This window comes from Variovorax sp. P4_B10 (assembly GCF_056402375.1).
The window spans coordinates 78,595-93,632 of sequence record NZ_JBFUHN010000008.1; the positions used below are offsets into that span (position 1 = coordinate 78,595).

General features: G+C 68.0%; 10 protein-coding genes. 4 read left to right on the plus strand and 6 right to left on the minus strand.

The window, feature by feature from the left end:
* Positions 1-10: 10 nt before the first annotated feature.
* From AC1DXX_RS06360 to AC1DXX_RS06385, 6 genes are all read right to left on the minus strand, one after another.
* Positions 11-766, minus strand: coding sequence for a DUF3540 domain-containing protein (locus tag AC1DXX_RS06360; RefSeq protein ID WP_478133325.1), 756 nt, complete (start codon positions 764-766; stop codon positions 11-13).
* Positions 763-1,899, minus strand: a complete 1,137-nt coding sequence (locus tag AC1DXX_RS06365; RefSeq protein WP_478133326.1) for a pentapeptide repeat-containing protein — start codon at positions 1,897-1,899, stop codon at positions 763-765. The genes AC1DXX_RS06360 and AC1DXX_RS06365 overlap by 4 nt, the downstream gene beginning before the upstream one ends.
* Positions 1,896-4,535, minus strand: a complete 2,640-nt coding sequence (locus tag AC1DXX_RS06370; RefSeq protein WP_478133327.1) for a DUF2169 family type VI secretion system accessory protein — start codon at positions 4,533-4,535, stop codon at positions 1,896-1,898. The genes AC1DXX_RS06365 and AC1DXX_RS06370 overlap by 4 nt, the downstream gene beginning before the upstream one ends.
* 27 nt (positions 4,536-4,562) lie before the next feature.
* Positions 4,563-5,000: a hypothetical protein gene (locus tag AC1DXX_RS06375; protein WP_478133328.1), complete on the minus strand. Its 438-nt coding sequence runs from the start codon at positions 4,998-5,000 to the stop codon at positions 4,563-4,565.
* Positions 5,001-5,008: 8 nt separating this feature from the next.
* The gene (locus tag AC1DXX_RS06380) at positions 5,009-7,351 is read right to left on the minus strand and encodes a type VI secretion system Vgr family protein (RefSeq protein WP_478133329.1); all 2,343 of its coding nucleotides are present in this window, start codon (positions 7,349-7,351) and stop codon (positions 5,009-5,011) included.
* Between the two features lie 396 nt (positions 7,352-7,747).
* Complete coding sequence (locus tag AC1DXX_RS06385; RefSeq protein ID WP_478133330.1) at positions 7,748-8,884, minus strand: iron-containing alcohol dehydrogenase; 1,137 nt, start codon at positions 8,882-8,884, stop codon at positions 7,748-7,750.
* A gap of 163 nt (positions 8,885-9,047) precedes the next feature.
* On the opposite strand from AC1DXX_RS06385, the gene AC1DXX_RS06390 reads away from it, so the two are divergent.
* The 4 genes from AC1DXX_RS06390 to AC1DXX_RS06405 are packed head-to-tail and all read left to right on the plus strand — an operon-like array spanning position 9,048 to position 15,029.
* Entirely contained in the window at positions 9,048-10,013 is a 966-nt protein-coding gene (locus AC1DXX_RS06390) for an alpha/beta hydrolase (RefSeq protein WP_478133331.1), read from the plus strand.
* A 5-nt stretch (positions 10,014-10,018) separates the two neighbouring features.
* Positions 10,019-11,389: an SWIM zinc finger family protein gene (locus AC1DXX_RS06395; protein ID WP_478133368.1), complete on the plus strand. Its 1,371-nt coding sequence runs from the start codon at positions 10,019-10,021 to the stop codon at positions 11,387-11,389.
* Positions 11,386-14,139: a DUF6493 family protein gene (locus tag AC1DXX_RS06400; protein WP_478133332.1), complete on the plus strand. Its 2,754-nt coding sequence runs from the start codon at positions 11,386-11,388 to the stop codon at positions 14,137-14,139. The genes AC1DXX_RS06395 and AC1DXX_RS06400 overlap by 4 nt, the downstream gene beginning before the upstream one ends.
* A 29-nt stretch (positions 14,140-14,168) precedes the next feature.
* Entirely contained in the window at positions 14,169-15,029 is an 861-nt protein-coding gene (locus tag AC1DXX_RS06405) for a YbgC/FadM family acyl-CoA thioesterase (protein WP_478133333.1), read from the plus strand.
* Positions 15,030-15,038 lie beyond the last annotated feature (9 nt).

Genomic DNA, 15,038 nt, shown 5'->3' on the forward strand with positions numbered 1-15,038 from the left:
GCTCCTTCAATCAACCCATGTGGATCTGTTCGGCATCGACCTTGACCAGCTCCTTGCTGGTGACCAGGGTGTTCTTCGCGTGCAGCCGCAGCGTCCGCGAAGCCTGGATGTCGATCTGCCCAGCGCGCACCTGCTCGATCTCTTCGGTGATGCGAAAGCTCGAACGCGTGAGCAGATGGAGCCGGTCCAGCACGACCTCGCAGGCATGCCCCACGAAGCGCGAGACCAGCACGCTGAAGCGGACCTCCGCGCCTTGGTAGTCCAGCTCCGAGACGCTGCACTGGCCGCGCTCGGCCGTGAGCTTCCATTGCGGCGCGCGGGTGGCGACGGCCGTGTCCGATTGCAGATCGAGCGTGCCAGCGCTGTGGATGGCGATGCCGCCGCGCTTCGATTGCAGGCGCAGGTCGCCATCGACCGCGAGGGTCGCGCTGCGCCTGTCGGCCTGGACCACGACGGCGATGACGTAGAGCGCATCGTCGTGCGGGCCCGCAACCATGACCGTGTCGCCCGGCGCGGGCAGCAGCAGGCAGCTGGCCGCGCGCTGGCAGCGCAGTGTGCGGTGCCCGTCCACGAGCGTCACGTCGCAGAAGTCATCGTCGGCATTGCAGGCGACGACCGTGGCCATCGAGATGCCTCCGAGCGGCGTGCCCGGCTGCGGCTTCGCGGGCGACGTCTTGCGCAGCAGCGGCGCGAGCTCGCTTTCGGACGAGGAGGGCAGAGGGGCGGAGGAAGAGGATGAGGAAATGGGGCGGGCGGCCATCGTCATGCGGTGTCCTTTGCATCAGGTGGGGGATAGTCGCCAAGGCGCATGAGGCCTTGCGCATCCCGGTCGAGCCGAACGGCGCGCGTCGAGCGCTGCCAGGCCACGCGCTCGGCTTCGAACAGGTCGGGGTCGACGTCCAGCACGCCGATGCGGTCGCTCCAGCGGCTGTCGCCCTGGTGGGCGCGGTGCAGTTGGGTGCGATGGAACAGGGCTTTCTCGAAGTTGGCGGCACGCAGGTCCGCGTACGAGAAGTCGGCGTAGGTCAGGCGGCTTCGCGCGAACGAGGTGCGCTCGCAGCGCGCGCGGTGAAAGACGCATTGCTCGAGGCCGGCATCGGAAAAGTCGGCGTCGCTGAGCAGCGCATCGATCCACAGCGACTGGTCGAACACGCCGCTGCGGCAGTCTGCGTTGCGCATGTTGGCCTGCGGAAACAGCGATTGCGGCGCATGCACGCGCTGCATGCGCACGCCGTCGAGCGCCGCGCCCTTGAAGTTGCACTGCACGAGCCGTGCATCGTCGAACACGCAGTTCGACAGGCGCGCGTCCACGAACTGGCAGAGCATGAACGACTGGCCGGCGAACGACTGGCCGCGCAGGTCGGCCTCGGAGAAGATGGCGTTGTGAAAGGTGGCGCCCCGGAAACCCGCCTCGCGCAGGTCCGAGCGGAAGAACACGGCGATGGTGAGCTCGGCATCGGCGAAATCCGCATTGCCGAGGCGGCTTTCATTGAAGATCGCCTTCGTGAGTTTCGCGCCCTTGAAGCTGGCGCCCTGGAACTCGCAGTCCTCGAAGGCCGTTTCCGTCAGCTCGGCGGCCTCGCCGTGCAAGCCTTGCAGGTCGGACTCAGCCACGACGGTGCCGGCCCAGCGGCTCGAAGATGCCTGCACGTCGCGCAGGCTGCAGCGCAGGAACGAGGCGCTGTCCAGATAGGCGCCGGCCAGCGCCGCGCCATCGAAGCGGCAGCGATCGAACACCGAATCGTTCAGGCGCGCACGCTCCAGCGCAGCCTGGGTGAAGCTGCATTCGCTGAACAGTCCGCCGGACAGGTCGAGGTCGGTCAACTGCATTCCCTTGAAGTCTTCCCCCTGCAATTGCACGCCGTCGCGGACCTTGGAAGCCAGTTCTTGCGGGCTCATTCGACGGCTGTCGCGCGCGAAGCCGGCACGGTCTTGGTCTGCTCGAGGTAGGCGCCGTGCGTCTCGGTGATGTCGTCGATCAGGATCTGCGACATGTCGGTGCGAAAGAGGTTGGTCTCGCGCAGGTCGGCCGACAGCAGCCGGGCCTTGTTGAAATTGGCGGTCATGAGGTTCGCGGCGCGCAGCGAGGCCCGGTTCAGGTTGCTGCGGATGAAGAGGCTCTCGGGCGCCTGCACCGCGCTCAGGTCGGCGGCTGTCAGGTTGGCGGAAGAGAAATCGCAGGTGTCGAGCGTCGCGCGGGTGAACCGCACGCCCTCCATCGGAATGTCGCGCAGGCTGCACTGCACCAGCGTGGCCTCTTCGAAGTTCGCGCCGCGCAGGCTGCTGTTGCCCACGAAGCAGGTGGTGCGCAGCAGGGCGCGCTGGAAGCCGATCCGGTCGTCGCCGTTGGTGTGGGTCCACATGCAGGCTTCGAGTTCGGCGTCCGAGAAATCGAGCCCGGCGACGCGGCAGGCCATGAAGCCCGCCTTCAGGAGCCGTGCCTTGCGGAAGCTGCAGTCTTCGATGACGGTGTCGGACAGGAAACCGATGTAGGCGGCATCGAGCCCGTCGAAGCTGCAGCGCAGCAGCTGCGCTCCGATCAGGTGCAGCCGGTCCATGCGGGCAGACGAGAAGTCGCACTGCACGAACTTCAGCTTCTCGAACGTCGCGCCGTCGAACAAGGCGTGCGAGAAGTCGACCTGTTCGCAGTCGATGCCCGCGAGGTTGGTGTCGCGAAACAGCGCGCGCTGAAAGTTCGCCCCGGACAACCGGGCGCGCACCAGCACGGCCTGGCTGAAATCGGCCCCTTCGCACTGGGCATGGCGAAGGTCGGCGCCTTCGAGCAGGGCGCGCCGGAAGCAGGCGCCGCGCAGGTCCAGCCCGGACAGGTCGGCGGCGGTCAGGTCCATGTCGGTGAAATCGCGGCTTCCGGCGAGGATCACGTCGACCTGCGCACGCAGCGTGGCGGCGCGGTCCGCGGACAAAGGATCGACGGGGGCCTGGTGCTGGGCGGAGCCGCGGTAGAGCGCGAGCAGGCCGCGCTCGCCGGCCGCGGTCATCTTGCGCATCGCATCGACCTGGCTCGCAGGCAAGGGCGCGGTGCCGGTCGCCGCGGAGATGCCTTCGAATCCGCGCAGGATGGCCGCGCTGTCGACGCTGGGCGGCCCCTTGAGCTGTGTGCGGTCGTGCTCGCGCACCAGCTTGCCGGTGTCGAAGCCGACCTTCATCGACTCCTTGGCATTGGCGTCGGCCTCGCGCTGGAGACGCTCGCGCTCGACGGCGCCCTGCGCGCGCTGGTCACGGGCATGGCGATCGGCCTGGTCCACGAAATCGGGCAGCTCGCGCAGGCTCGGCATTCGGGTGAACGGCTCGGGAAGCCGGCGGTCGTTGAAATGCCGCGCCTTGTGTCCCGCCGCAATGGCCTTCTGCTTCAGCTCCTCGCGGGCCTGCCTGCCGCGCTCGCGCATGTTGCGCACCAGCGCCGTTTCGGCCGTGCCGACCTGGTCGAGCCACGGGCCGATGGCTTCTTCCGGCAGGAGTTCGTCGTCGCGAAACATGTAGAGCGCGCCTTTCTCCGGATCGCAGCGCTGCCGCAGCACGGTGGCGTAGTGCGCGAGGCCGCGCGGCGCATCGATCGTTTCGATGGCCGGCATCACATGGGAGACGTCGGAGGCGTCGTCCTCCTCGATGCGCGCCTCGCCGTGAAAGACGAGCACGACGCGGTCGAGGTGCGGAAAGAACCAGGCGGTGGTGAGGCGCTGCGCGATCTCTTCGATCTCCGTGGGCGAGCGGTGCCGAACCACCACCGCGAGGGCGCGCCAGTTCGGCAGATGGCCTTGCTGGATGGGCTGCTCGGGGTGCATGTTCCAGACGCCGTAGGCAGTGCCCGGCGGAATCTCGATCGCGTCCTGGAAGCGCTGGTCGGCGGGCGCGGCGTTGAACAGCTGCCAGTCCATGTCCTTGGCGAAACCGGGGAAGAGATGAGCACGCCAATGCGCGTCGTACTGCCTGCCCATGAGCCGCAAGCGCCGCGGCGAGGCGATGTCGATGGGTCCGAAGCCGGCAGGCACCGGCGTGTCGCCCGGGTGATGCAGGCGCTGGGCCGGGTCCTCGATGTTGGGCACGCGCTGCACCTCCTGGCCGTTGACGACGTCCAGTCCGTGGCCCCGGCCCAGCGGGTTGTCGGCGAAGCCCGGGCCGCCGTAGGCACGCGTCCAGTCGATGCGCATCGCCTCGAAAGGTTGGGGCGGGGTGGGGCGGCCGCCCACCCAGAAACGGTCGCCGAACACGGCCAGGTCCTTCGACACCCCGCCGAGCTGCAACCGGGCGGCGCAGCGCGTCTTCTCTTCCTGGTGGGTCGTGTAGGCAAAACCCGTGGCGAGCATTTCGGCGCGGGCCTTGGGAATGCCGAGGTCGATGGCCGTGGTCGGCCCCAGCTCTTCGGACAGCGTCTTCCAGAACTCGGGCTCCGGCGTCAGCACCGGCTTGCCGCTCATCGACAGCATGCACAGGGTGGTGACGGCGAGGCGCTGCTCGCCCTGGCGGAGGAACGGACGGGTGATCACGCTCAGCCGCAGCGGCTTGACGGTCTTCATGGCTGGCGCATCCGCGGCGCCCGGCCTTCAGCGCACACGGGGAATCTCCAGCGGCGTGCGTTCCCGGTCGATGGCCACCGCCGCGGGATTGCCGACGTCATAGCGCAGGTGGATCGCCTTGCGCGGTTGAAGGAACTGCGGCACCAGCGCGTCCTCGACGAAGGTGTGGATCGACGTGGCGTGCACCGTGCCGGCGTTGTCGGTGTAGTCCACGTCGAACACCAGGGCGCAGACGGTCTGCCCGGCGGAGCCGCCGCGCGTCATGTTGCCGGGGTGCATGCGGACATTGCGGATGACGCCCTCGACAGGCCGGCCCGCCTGCGCGAGGGACTGCCACAGTTTCCCCTCGGCCGAATAGCGCCGGTTCTCGGCGCCCATGTACCGCATGGCCACGATGCCTCCCACGGTCACCGCCGTCATCACGATGCCGAAGAAGACCCAGAGAAGCGTCTCCCACTCAGGCATGGATGCCGTCACACGACAAGGTGCATGGCCTGTGCATAAGCCGCCATGCCGTCCATGAAGAAGCGCAGTGCAGCCTTGCCGACCTGCACGGCCTCGGTCGTGATGTCGATGCCCTTGTTGGCGATCTTGAAGGTGAGGAAGTCGACCTTGAGCACGGCGTACTGCGAGTTGATGCCGTAGAACTGCTGACGCGCACCCCAGAAGTCCAGCGAGGCGCCCACGGCACCGAAGCGAAAGCCCACGCCGCCCGAGCGCGTCAGGCGCCAGTCGCTGCTCTTCGCGTAGTTGTTGACGTAGGTCTTCGAGTTGTTCGTGTAGTCGTTCGTCAGGTTGTTGTAGGTGTTCGACGTCGTGTTGTAGACGTTGGTGTTGATGACGTGCTGCGTCGTGTTGTGGATGTGGTTCGTCGTGTTGAAGGTCACGTCCGGCGAGGTGTGGACCGTCGGGCCGGTGACCGTGGTGGTCGAGGGGCCGTCGACCAGCACGGTGTTCGAGGTGTTGATCGTGTCGTTGCGCCCGGCGCTCACGAAGCGGATCTCCTGCCCGTCGATGGTGCCGTTGAAGCCGCCGGTGATGGCGAGCTTCACGCCGCCCGTGATCGTGTCGTTCAGCCCGCCGCTGAGCATGCGCGTCTTGCCACCCGAGATCGTCTGGTTCACGCCGCCGCCAATGGTTTCGCCGAAGCCGCCCGTCACGTGGCGCGTGTCGCCGCCGGTGATGGTTTCCTTGGCGCCCGCGGTGATGTCGCGCGTCTCGCCGCTCTGGTAGGTGGCCGATTCGTGGCCCTTGACGAGGGTGGTGCGGGTGCCGTCGGTGGTGTGGGTCTCGTCGGCCTCGACCTCCACGTCGAGGTTGCGCTCGGCGTGCAGCAGGATCTGCTCGGCGCCGCTGCGGTCTTCGAAGCGCAGCATGTTGGCCTGGTTGGCGGCGCCGCCGGTGCTGGAGCGCGTGAGGATGCCGCTGGCCGTGGCGTTGGCCGGCAGCTCCCACGGCGGCATCTGGTCGTTGTTGTAGACGCGGCCGGTGATGATGGGGCGGTCGGGTTCGCCGCCGATGAAATCGACGATCACTTCCTGGCCCACGCGCGGCATGTGCATGGTGCCGTAGTTGGCGCCGGCCCAATTGCTCGACACGCGCACCCAGCACGAGCTGTTCTCGTCCGACTGGCCGTAGCGGTCCCAGCGGAACTGCAGCTTCACGCGGCCGAAGCGGTCGGTCCAGATCTCTTCGGGGCCGACGACGGTCGCGGTCTGCGGGCCATTGGTGCGCGGCTTGGGCGTCTTGCGCGCGGGGCGGTAGGCGACGGTGGAGGGGAGCACGGTGAAATCGAACTCGCACACCGATTCGCTGCTGCCGCCGCTGGAATACTCGGGCTCCTGCAGGTCGTAGCGGGTCTCGGTGACCAGGTATTCGCGGTTGTCGGCCTCGCGCGGGCAATGCGTCATCTGGAACAGGTAGCCCGGCGCCATGCCCACCACGTTGGTGTGGCCCGAGGCCAGCTCGTGCGCGCACTGCAGCTCCTGCAGGCGGATCTTCGCGTAGCTGTCGCCTTGCTGGTGCTCGCTGTAGCCGCCCAGCCATTCGTAGACTTCGTAGGTCGAATGGTCGTGGCCCTTCGGGTCCTGCTGCACGCTCTGCAGCGAGGCCCGCGACTTCTTGAAGTCGAAGTCGTCGAGCATCACGCGGCCCGAGGTGATCTGCTCCGAGATGCGCCAGCGGTCGATGCACGGCTCCATCGCGTTGACCACGCGGTCGCGCGGCCGGTAGGGAATGGTGGCGTGGCCCGGCAGGTTGCCGTAGCCGCCGGTGTCGTCGGCCAGCACCAGCAGGTGCGAGCCGTTGCCGTGCTCGAAGTGGTAGGCAATGCCTTCGTGCTCCATGAGGCGGCTCACGAAGGCGAAGTCGCTCTCCTGGTACTGCACGCAGTATTCCCACGGACGATAGCTGCCGGTGAGTCGCTTCTCGAACTGGAAGCCGTATTTGCCCAGCACGTCGTCGAGCACCTCGGGCACGCTCTTGTTCTGGAAGATGCGGCAGTCGGTGGTGCGCGTAAGGTACCAGAGCCAGGGCTGCACCAGCGCGCGATAGATGTAGTGGCGGCCGGTTTCGTTGGCGCGGCCCACGAGTTCGAAGCGCACCACGGTGCCGTTGAGGAAGCGCGGCGCGCCTTCGTCCTGCAGTTCGAGGGTGAGCGAAGTGCCGAGCAGTGTCTTCAGGTCGAGGCTGAAGCTGGTGCTGACCATGTCGACCTCGAACTCGAACAGCCGCGAGAGACCTTCCTGTCCCCGCATCGCGCGGAACTTGAGCTGCTCGGCGTTGAGTACGGTGTGGACCTGGACGGTACGCGTCATTCGAAATTTCCCTGACTCTTGGGGCTTTCGCGGATGCGAGCCTTCGCGGGTCAGTCTAGGAATTCCTTATGTCATATACATGACGTGCAAGGGGGCGCTTTTGTTCAGGGCGCGTGCACAGGCCACCGGGTACTCCCCTCCGCGAATGTCCCCCGCTTCGCTCCTCCTTTATTTCGCTGCGGGGAGCACCCGGTGCCCTGTGCACGATGAGCGCGGTCGTTGTGCTGGCCGATCAACCGCTGCGCTGAGCGATCACGCCGGCGGTGTGCTCTGCGCAGCGAAATAAAGGAGGAGGTCTGCGGCCCTAGGCCGCGCCGGGGGACATTCGCGGAGCAGAGCACACCGTCGGCGTGAGCGCGCCCTGAACGCGACCCCGAACAGATCGCAGACAGGCTCTTACATCGAGGCTTCGAGCATAGCCTTGTAATCGTCGCGCGAAGCCAGCCGCGGATTGGTCTTGTGGCAGTGGTCGGCCATGGCGCCGTCGATGATCTGCTCGAACAGCGCGGGCGTGACGCCGACTTCGGCCAGGCCCTTGGGCAGGCCCAGGCGCGCGTTCATGTCGCGGATCGCATCGCCGAGATCGCCGGCCGAATCGAGGTGCATGGCCTGCGCCATGCGTTGCAGCCGCTGCTCCTTCTGCACCGACTCGGCACCCGCGTTGAAGTGGATCACCGCGGGCAGGAAGAGGGCGTTGAGCGTGCCGTGGTGCAGGCGCGGATCGACACCGCCCAGGCTGTGGCTCAGCGAATGAACGCAGCCCAGGCCCTTCTGGAAAGCCATTGCGCCCTGCATCGAGGCGCTCATGAGATTGAGGCGCGCCTCGCGGTCGCTGCCGTCCTTCGTCGCGCGTTCGATGTGGGCCCAGGCACGCTCGAGCCCGTCGAGGCCGATGCCGTCGGCCGGCGGATTGAAGGCGGCCGACATGAAGGTCTCCATGCAGTGTGCGATGGCGTCCATGCCGGTGGCGGCCGTGAGCCTGGGCGGCAGGCCGAGCGTGAGTTCGGGGTCGCAGATGGCGGCCTTGGGCATCAGGAACCAGCTGTGGAAGCCGAGCTTGCGGTGGTCGTCCACGATCACGATGGCGCCGCGCGCCACCTCGCTGCCGGTGCCGCTGGTGGTGGGCACCGCGATCAGCGGCACCACGCGCTCGGTGATCCTGGGCGAGCCGCCTTCGATGGTGGCGTAGGTCTTGAGCGGGCCTTCGTGCGTGGCTGCAATCGCCACGCCCTTGGCGCAGTCGATGGCGGAGCCGCCCCCCACGGCGATGAGGCCGTCGCAGCGGCCGCTGCGGTAGAGCTCGACGGCCGCACGCACGGCGGCTTCGGTGGGGTTGGAAGGCGTCTGGTCGAACACCGAGACCTCGAGATCGGCGATGGCATCGAGCGCCTTCTGCAGCACGCCGGCCGCGCGCACGCCCGCGTCGGTCACGATCAGCGGGCGGTTGATGCCGATGCGCGCGCATTCGCTGGACAGCAGCCGGATGGCGCCGAATTCGAACTGGATCTGGGTGAGGTATTGGATGAGTGCCATGGGACGTGGGTGCCTGAACGCGTGGGGAAGTACGATTGCCGACTCTTCGAATCTAACAAGCGACGGCAGTCTTGCACATGAACAAAACCCTTGCAGGTGTCGCTCCCGGCTCAGGCTCGGTGCGCACGCTGCGAAGGCCGGGCTGCTTCCTTCCGACGAACGCATGACGACCAATCCCCCGATGGCATCTCGACAGCCACCCCTCACCAAAAAGATGGCCAGCGTGGTCGACCGCATGGCGCGGGCCGGCCATCCGACGCTCGACCAGCTCACGCCCGACGAGGCGAAAGCCTCCTATGAAAAGGGCGCGGGCGTGCTGGAAGTGCCCAAGCCCGAGCTGGCGCGCATCGAAGATTTCAGCATCGCCGCGCGTGACGGCTTTGCGATACCGGCGCGGCTCTATGCGCCTTCATCGGACGCGCTGCCTGTGCTGGTGTATTTTCATGGCGGCGGCTTCACGGTCGGCAACATCCGAACGCACGACACGCTGTGCCGCGTGCTGAGCCTGAAGAGCGGCTGCGCGGTGGTGTCGGTCGACTACCGGCTCGCGCCCGCGCACAAGTTTCCGACCGCGTCGAACGATGCATGGGACGCCTTCCAGTTCATCGCGAAAGAGGGCGCAAGCCTCGGCCTCGACCCGAGCCGTCTCGCGGTCGGCGGCGACAGCGCCGGCGGCACGCTGGCCGCTGTCTGCGCCATCATGGCACGCGATGCCGGCCTGCCGCTCGCGCTGCAGATGCTGATCTACCCCGGCACCACCGCGCACCAGGACACGGCCTCGCACCGGCGTTTCGTCGACGGTCCGTTGCTGACGAAGGCGATGATCGATTTCTTCTTTGCCCAGTACGTCCGCACGCCGGCCGACCGGGACGACTGGCGCTTTGCGCCGCTGCTGGCCGACGATGTCGACGGCGTGGCGCCTGCGTGGATCGGCCTGGCCGAATGCGATGCGGTGGTGGACGAAGGCATCGCCTATGCCGACAAGCTGCGCGCCGCGGGCGTTCCGGTCGACCTGGAGATCTACCGCGGCGTGATCCACGAATTCATCAAGATGGGCCGGGCCTTGCCTGAAGCGCTGCAGGCGCAGGGCGATGCGGCCCGGGTGCTGCAGGAGGCCTTGCAGCCTTGAGCGCAGTGGCGCACGCCTACCGCTACGCGCACGCGTCCACCGCAGTGGCCGAGCCTGCGGGCCCGCGGCTCAGCCTCGCAACGTCCAGTCCCCAGGCAGATGGCACAACGGCCCATCCGCATTTTTTCGAGGGGCGCCTGTTGCAGCCGCGGCTGTATGCGGAATTGCTCAGCGCGGTGCACCTGGTGGTCGGGTCGCGCTTCTTCACGCCCGCCAACAGCGTGGCGCGCGCCATCATGCTGGCCGACCCGGTGGTCACGGCCGGTGGCGAGCTGCTGCGTTTCGAGGGTTTTTCGGCCTGCTGCAGCTGCTACGTCCGCGTCGATCTGCTGCCCGAGTCCTACGACGGGCAGGTGGTTGGCAAGGGCACGACCAATGTGGACTTCAACGCACCGATGCGCGCCGCGCTGGCGCGCCTGCGCGATGCCGACGGGCTGGCGCTGTCGGTGGGCCAGGATGCACTCACGCTCCAATCGGGTGGCCACGAAGTGGTCGAGCGCAAGGTGGCGCTGCCGCTGCGCTGGCTGCGCGGCATGGTCGAGGTGCAGTCGTACCTCGCCGGCATGCGGCATCGCTTCGAGCTCAAGGGACTGGAAGCGCTGCGCTTCTTCCGCACATTGCCCCGGGCCTCGACCAGCCGCACGCCGCTGTGGGTGGTGCCATCCCCCAAGGGGCCCTTCACCACGACCCGGCCGCACCCGCACGGCGTGCGCGTGACCGACACGACGCGGCTGCGCGTGCTCGAGGCATTGCTGCCCAGGGCGCGGAGCCTGGCGGTGCATGCCGACGAGGCGCAGCAGGCCAGCGCGTGGGTGCTCGACTTTCCCGGCGCGCGGCTCACGCTGGCGCTCAGCGCCGAACCGTGGCGCGGTTTTTCGGGCGAGGGGCAGGCGCTGCGCGCGCTGATGCGCATGGACGACGAACGCGCGGTCTCGCAGGTGCGTGCGCAGTTGAACTGGCAGCCGGCGCTGGATGCCGAAGCGCTGGCCGCCACCCTGGGCCTGGCGGCATCGAGCGTGGAGGACAGCCTGCGCATCCTCGGCGCGTCGGGCCTCGTGGGTTTCGATGTCGCGCAGGGGCGCTACTTTCACCGGGTGCTGCCGTTCGACCTTTCCTCGGTCGAGGACATGCACCCGCGGCTGGCGGATGCCCGCGAACTCATGACGCAAGGTGCCGTCCGCATGGTCGGCGCCAGTCCGATCGATGCCGAAGTGCAAAGCGGCGGCACGGTGCACAGCGTGCGCGAGATCGATGGCGAGCTGCGCTGCACCTGTCCTTGGTACGCAAAGCATCAAGGCGAACGCGGCCCCTGCAAGCACGTGCTGGCGGTGGAGGCCACGGCCGCATCGCCGGCCCCGACGGAAAGCACTCCATGAAATACGACGAGGAACTGCCGGCGTTCGTGCCGGCCGATGCACTGGAACGCGCGGTGCACCAGGGCGACTTTGCGGCGATGCTCGCCAGCCTGCAGGCGATGTCCGTGGCCGAGCGCAAATCGCGCATCGAATCGCTCGAAAGCATGGGCCGGATCATGTGGTCCAGCCACTGGGCGGGCAGCCCGTATGCAAGGCAGTGGGGCGGCGAGGCGCAAGTGGCGCAGTACCGCGCCCTGCAGGCAGCCACCGTCGTTTGCGGTCAGCCCAAGGACCTGCTGCTCCATGTCGATCGGCAATCGGTGCTCGACCGTGACGCCTTCGCAACGTTGTGCGCGCAGTTCGGCATCGATGCAGAGGTCTGGCGCGCCGGGTTGCAGCAGGCGGCCAACGCGCTGCTGCGCGCATTCGCGCAGCGCATCGCCCCGGTACAGAGCCTCGTGGCCGCCGGACTGATCGACCGGCCCGAGAGCGACGACTACGCGATCGGCCTGATGGCGCTGCCGCGCACGCTGCAGCGCCCACGCACGATGGACGATCGGTTCGCAAGCGACCCTGGCCTCTATCAGGCGACGCTGAGGCTGTTCGACGTCGAAGGCACGGGCGAGCACAACCTGGCCGCGGTCGACAAGTACAACCACTCGCCGGAGAACTCGTGGTCGCACATCTTCCTCGCGGGTGTGGAGCGAGGCGAGTTCACGCGCACCCAGCTGCTCGACAAGACGCTCGCCACGCTGGAGCGCGACTGGCCGCAGTTCCGCGCGGGCTGGTTCTCGCGTTTCCACGAGGCGCTGGCGCCGACGGTGGCCGAGATGGTGCCCGTTTCCGCGCGCTACCTCGGCCTGTGCCAGAGCCGCATTCCGCCCACGGTGACGCTGGCGCTCGGCGCGCTGAAGGCGCTGCAGGCGGCGGGGCATATCGAAGGGCAGACCCTGCTGGGCGGGCTGCAGCCAGTGTTTTATGCGAGTGCCAAGGCGCAGGTCGATGGGGCGCTGAAGCTGGTTGAAGCCGCGGTCAAGCGCGAACCCGCGCTGGCGCACGAGGCTTCGGCGATTGCGCTGCACGGACTGGTGCACGAAGCGGCCGATCTGCAGAAGAAGATCCTCGATCGGCTCCAGGCCTGGGGCATGAACGACGCGACCCGCACGGAACTGACGGCGCATGCGCAGAGCGTGGCGATCGTGAACCGGCCGGCGCTCGTGGCCTTGACCGGCGATGCGCCCGCGGCGCCAGCGCCCGGCGGGCCGGTCGTCGAGCCGGTGCCGGCGGGAAGCGGCCCGCTCGATCCCGTGGACGCCAGCCGGGTGCTGGCGCCGATTGGCGAGCCGGCCGAACTGGTCGAGCGCCTCGCCTTCGTGCTGGAGAACGCGAGCGAAACCGACGAGCTGGAGCGTGTGCTCGAAGCGCTGGTCCGCATGGCGCCGCTGCCGCCCGCCGTGGCCAGGCAATGCGCACCGGTGGTGAAACGCGCCCGCAAGCTGCAGCAGGCCGAAGTGCCGAGCCGGCTCGCGCGGTTGCTGGTTTTCGTCACGAGCGGCGAGCGGTTGCCGGACCTTCGCGACGACCCGCATCGCAGCGGCCTGCAGAATCCACAGGCCGACGAGTTCCTGGCGCTGCGCGTGGACGATCTGGTGAATCAGGCCGCGAAGGGCTGGGGCCTCGCACCGCTGTCGTCGGCCACGCATGTGCGCGGGTTCATCGATGCAGCGGTTTTCATCGAGCGTGTCGCGGCGTACCAGGCACGTGGGGTCGAAGCGCCTTGGGGTGAACAGGTGCGGGGTCTCCTGCGGCTGGCACTGCCGGGCGATCGCGCGGCGGCCCTGCGCGAGCAGGCGCGCCAGCTTGTCGATGCGCCCCTGGTGCGCGCGCTGCGCCATGCGCTGGGCGACCAGGGCGTCTCTGTCGCCGCCAGGACCGAAGAAGTGCGGGCGCTGTTCGCCGCCGCGGCCCGCATCCGTCACCCCGGTGGGGACGATGCGGACGGATTCGGCTCGGTGCGCCACGACTGGTCTGTGAAGGAAAGAAGTTGGACCAGCGAAGGCAAGACCTACGTGCACCACGATCTGGTGCTGGCATCCGCCAAAGTGTCCGCGAGCACGCCGCCAGCGCTGATCGCCGTGCGCCTGGCTGGCGTGGAGGGCGCCCATGACGAGGCCCTGTTGCGCTACCTCGCCACGGTGCTGCCGTCGTCGCTGGAAAGCTTCTTCGCCGACGGCTGCCGGCAGGTCGGCAACAACCTCGACTGGTGGGAGGCGCAGTGGCAAAACCGCGCGTACCTCGTGCCGCTGCAGGACCCCACGGTGCCCGTCACCGCCGCGCAGCCGATGGCCGTGCTGCTGCTTGCGCTGGCGCTGGCCGGCAAGGAGCCCGGGCAGACCGCGCTTGCGGTCGATGCACTGGTTCAAGCCTTCACCGAAGGCCGGCTCGACGTGCCCGCGCTGGGCGCACAGCTGCGGGCGCTGCTGGCGTCGTCGCTCGTGATGGCCAAGCGCTGCAGCAAGAGTTTGCAGGCCGCAATCCGCGCCGACGCACGGCTGGCCGCGCCGGTGTTCGACGTGCTCTGCGACATGCTGGCCGCCGACGCAGAGAATCCACCCAAAGACTTGGCGGCGCTGATGGAGTTGCTGCTCGAACTCGCCCTGGGTTCGCAGCGCACACTGCCGCCATCGACGCACGATGTGCTGGCGCGCCTGTCACTGGGCGGCAAGGGCCGCGCCACGCAGAAGAGCCTGCTGGCCTTGCGCCCTGCCTGAAATTTCCCAATCTCTTTCTGGAGCCATGAATGCAACGCAGTGATTTCCGCTTTTTCCACCGCCTGCGCGTGCGCTGGGCCGAAGTCGACATGCAGAAGATCGTCTTCAACGCGCACTACCTGATGTACTTCGACACAGCGATCTCCGACTACTGGCGTGCCATGGCGCTGCCTTACGAAGAGGCGATGCATGCACTGGGCGGCGACCTTTACGTGCGCAAGGCCACGATCGATTTCCGCGCCTCGGCGCGCATGGACGACGTGATCGACGTGGGCATGAAGTGCGCGCGCATCGGCAACTCGTCGATCGTGTTCGAGGGGGCGCTGTTCCGGCAGGACCAGTTCCTCGTGGGCTGCGAGCTGGTCTATGTGTTCGCCGACCCGGCCACGCAGACCTCGAAGCCGGTGCCCGCGGCGTTGCGCGAGGCGCTCACCGGCTTCGAGGCCGGCGAACCGATGCGCACCGTCGAGACGGGGGACTGGGCCACGCTGGGCGAAGGCGCGAGCGCATTGCGGCGCGCCGTGTTCATCGAGGAACAGAACATCCCGATGGAACTGGAGTGGGACGCGCACGATGCCGTGGTGCTGCACGCGGTGGTCCGCAACCGCGTCGGGCAGGTCATCGCCACCGGCCGGCTGCTGCCTGCCGAAGATGGCGTCTCGCACATCGGCCGCATGGCGGTGCATCGCAACCTGCGCAGCGGCGGGCATGGCGCTGCCGTGATGCAGGTGCTCGAAGAAGCGGCCAGGGCGCGCGGCGACCGCGAAGTGGCACTGAATGCGCAGCGCAGCGCCGAGCGCTTCTATGCGCGCCTGGGCTACCTGTCGCACGGCGCACCGTTCGAAGAAGCCGGCATCCCGCACATCGAGATGCGCCGGGCACTGCGCTGAGCCTTCCCG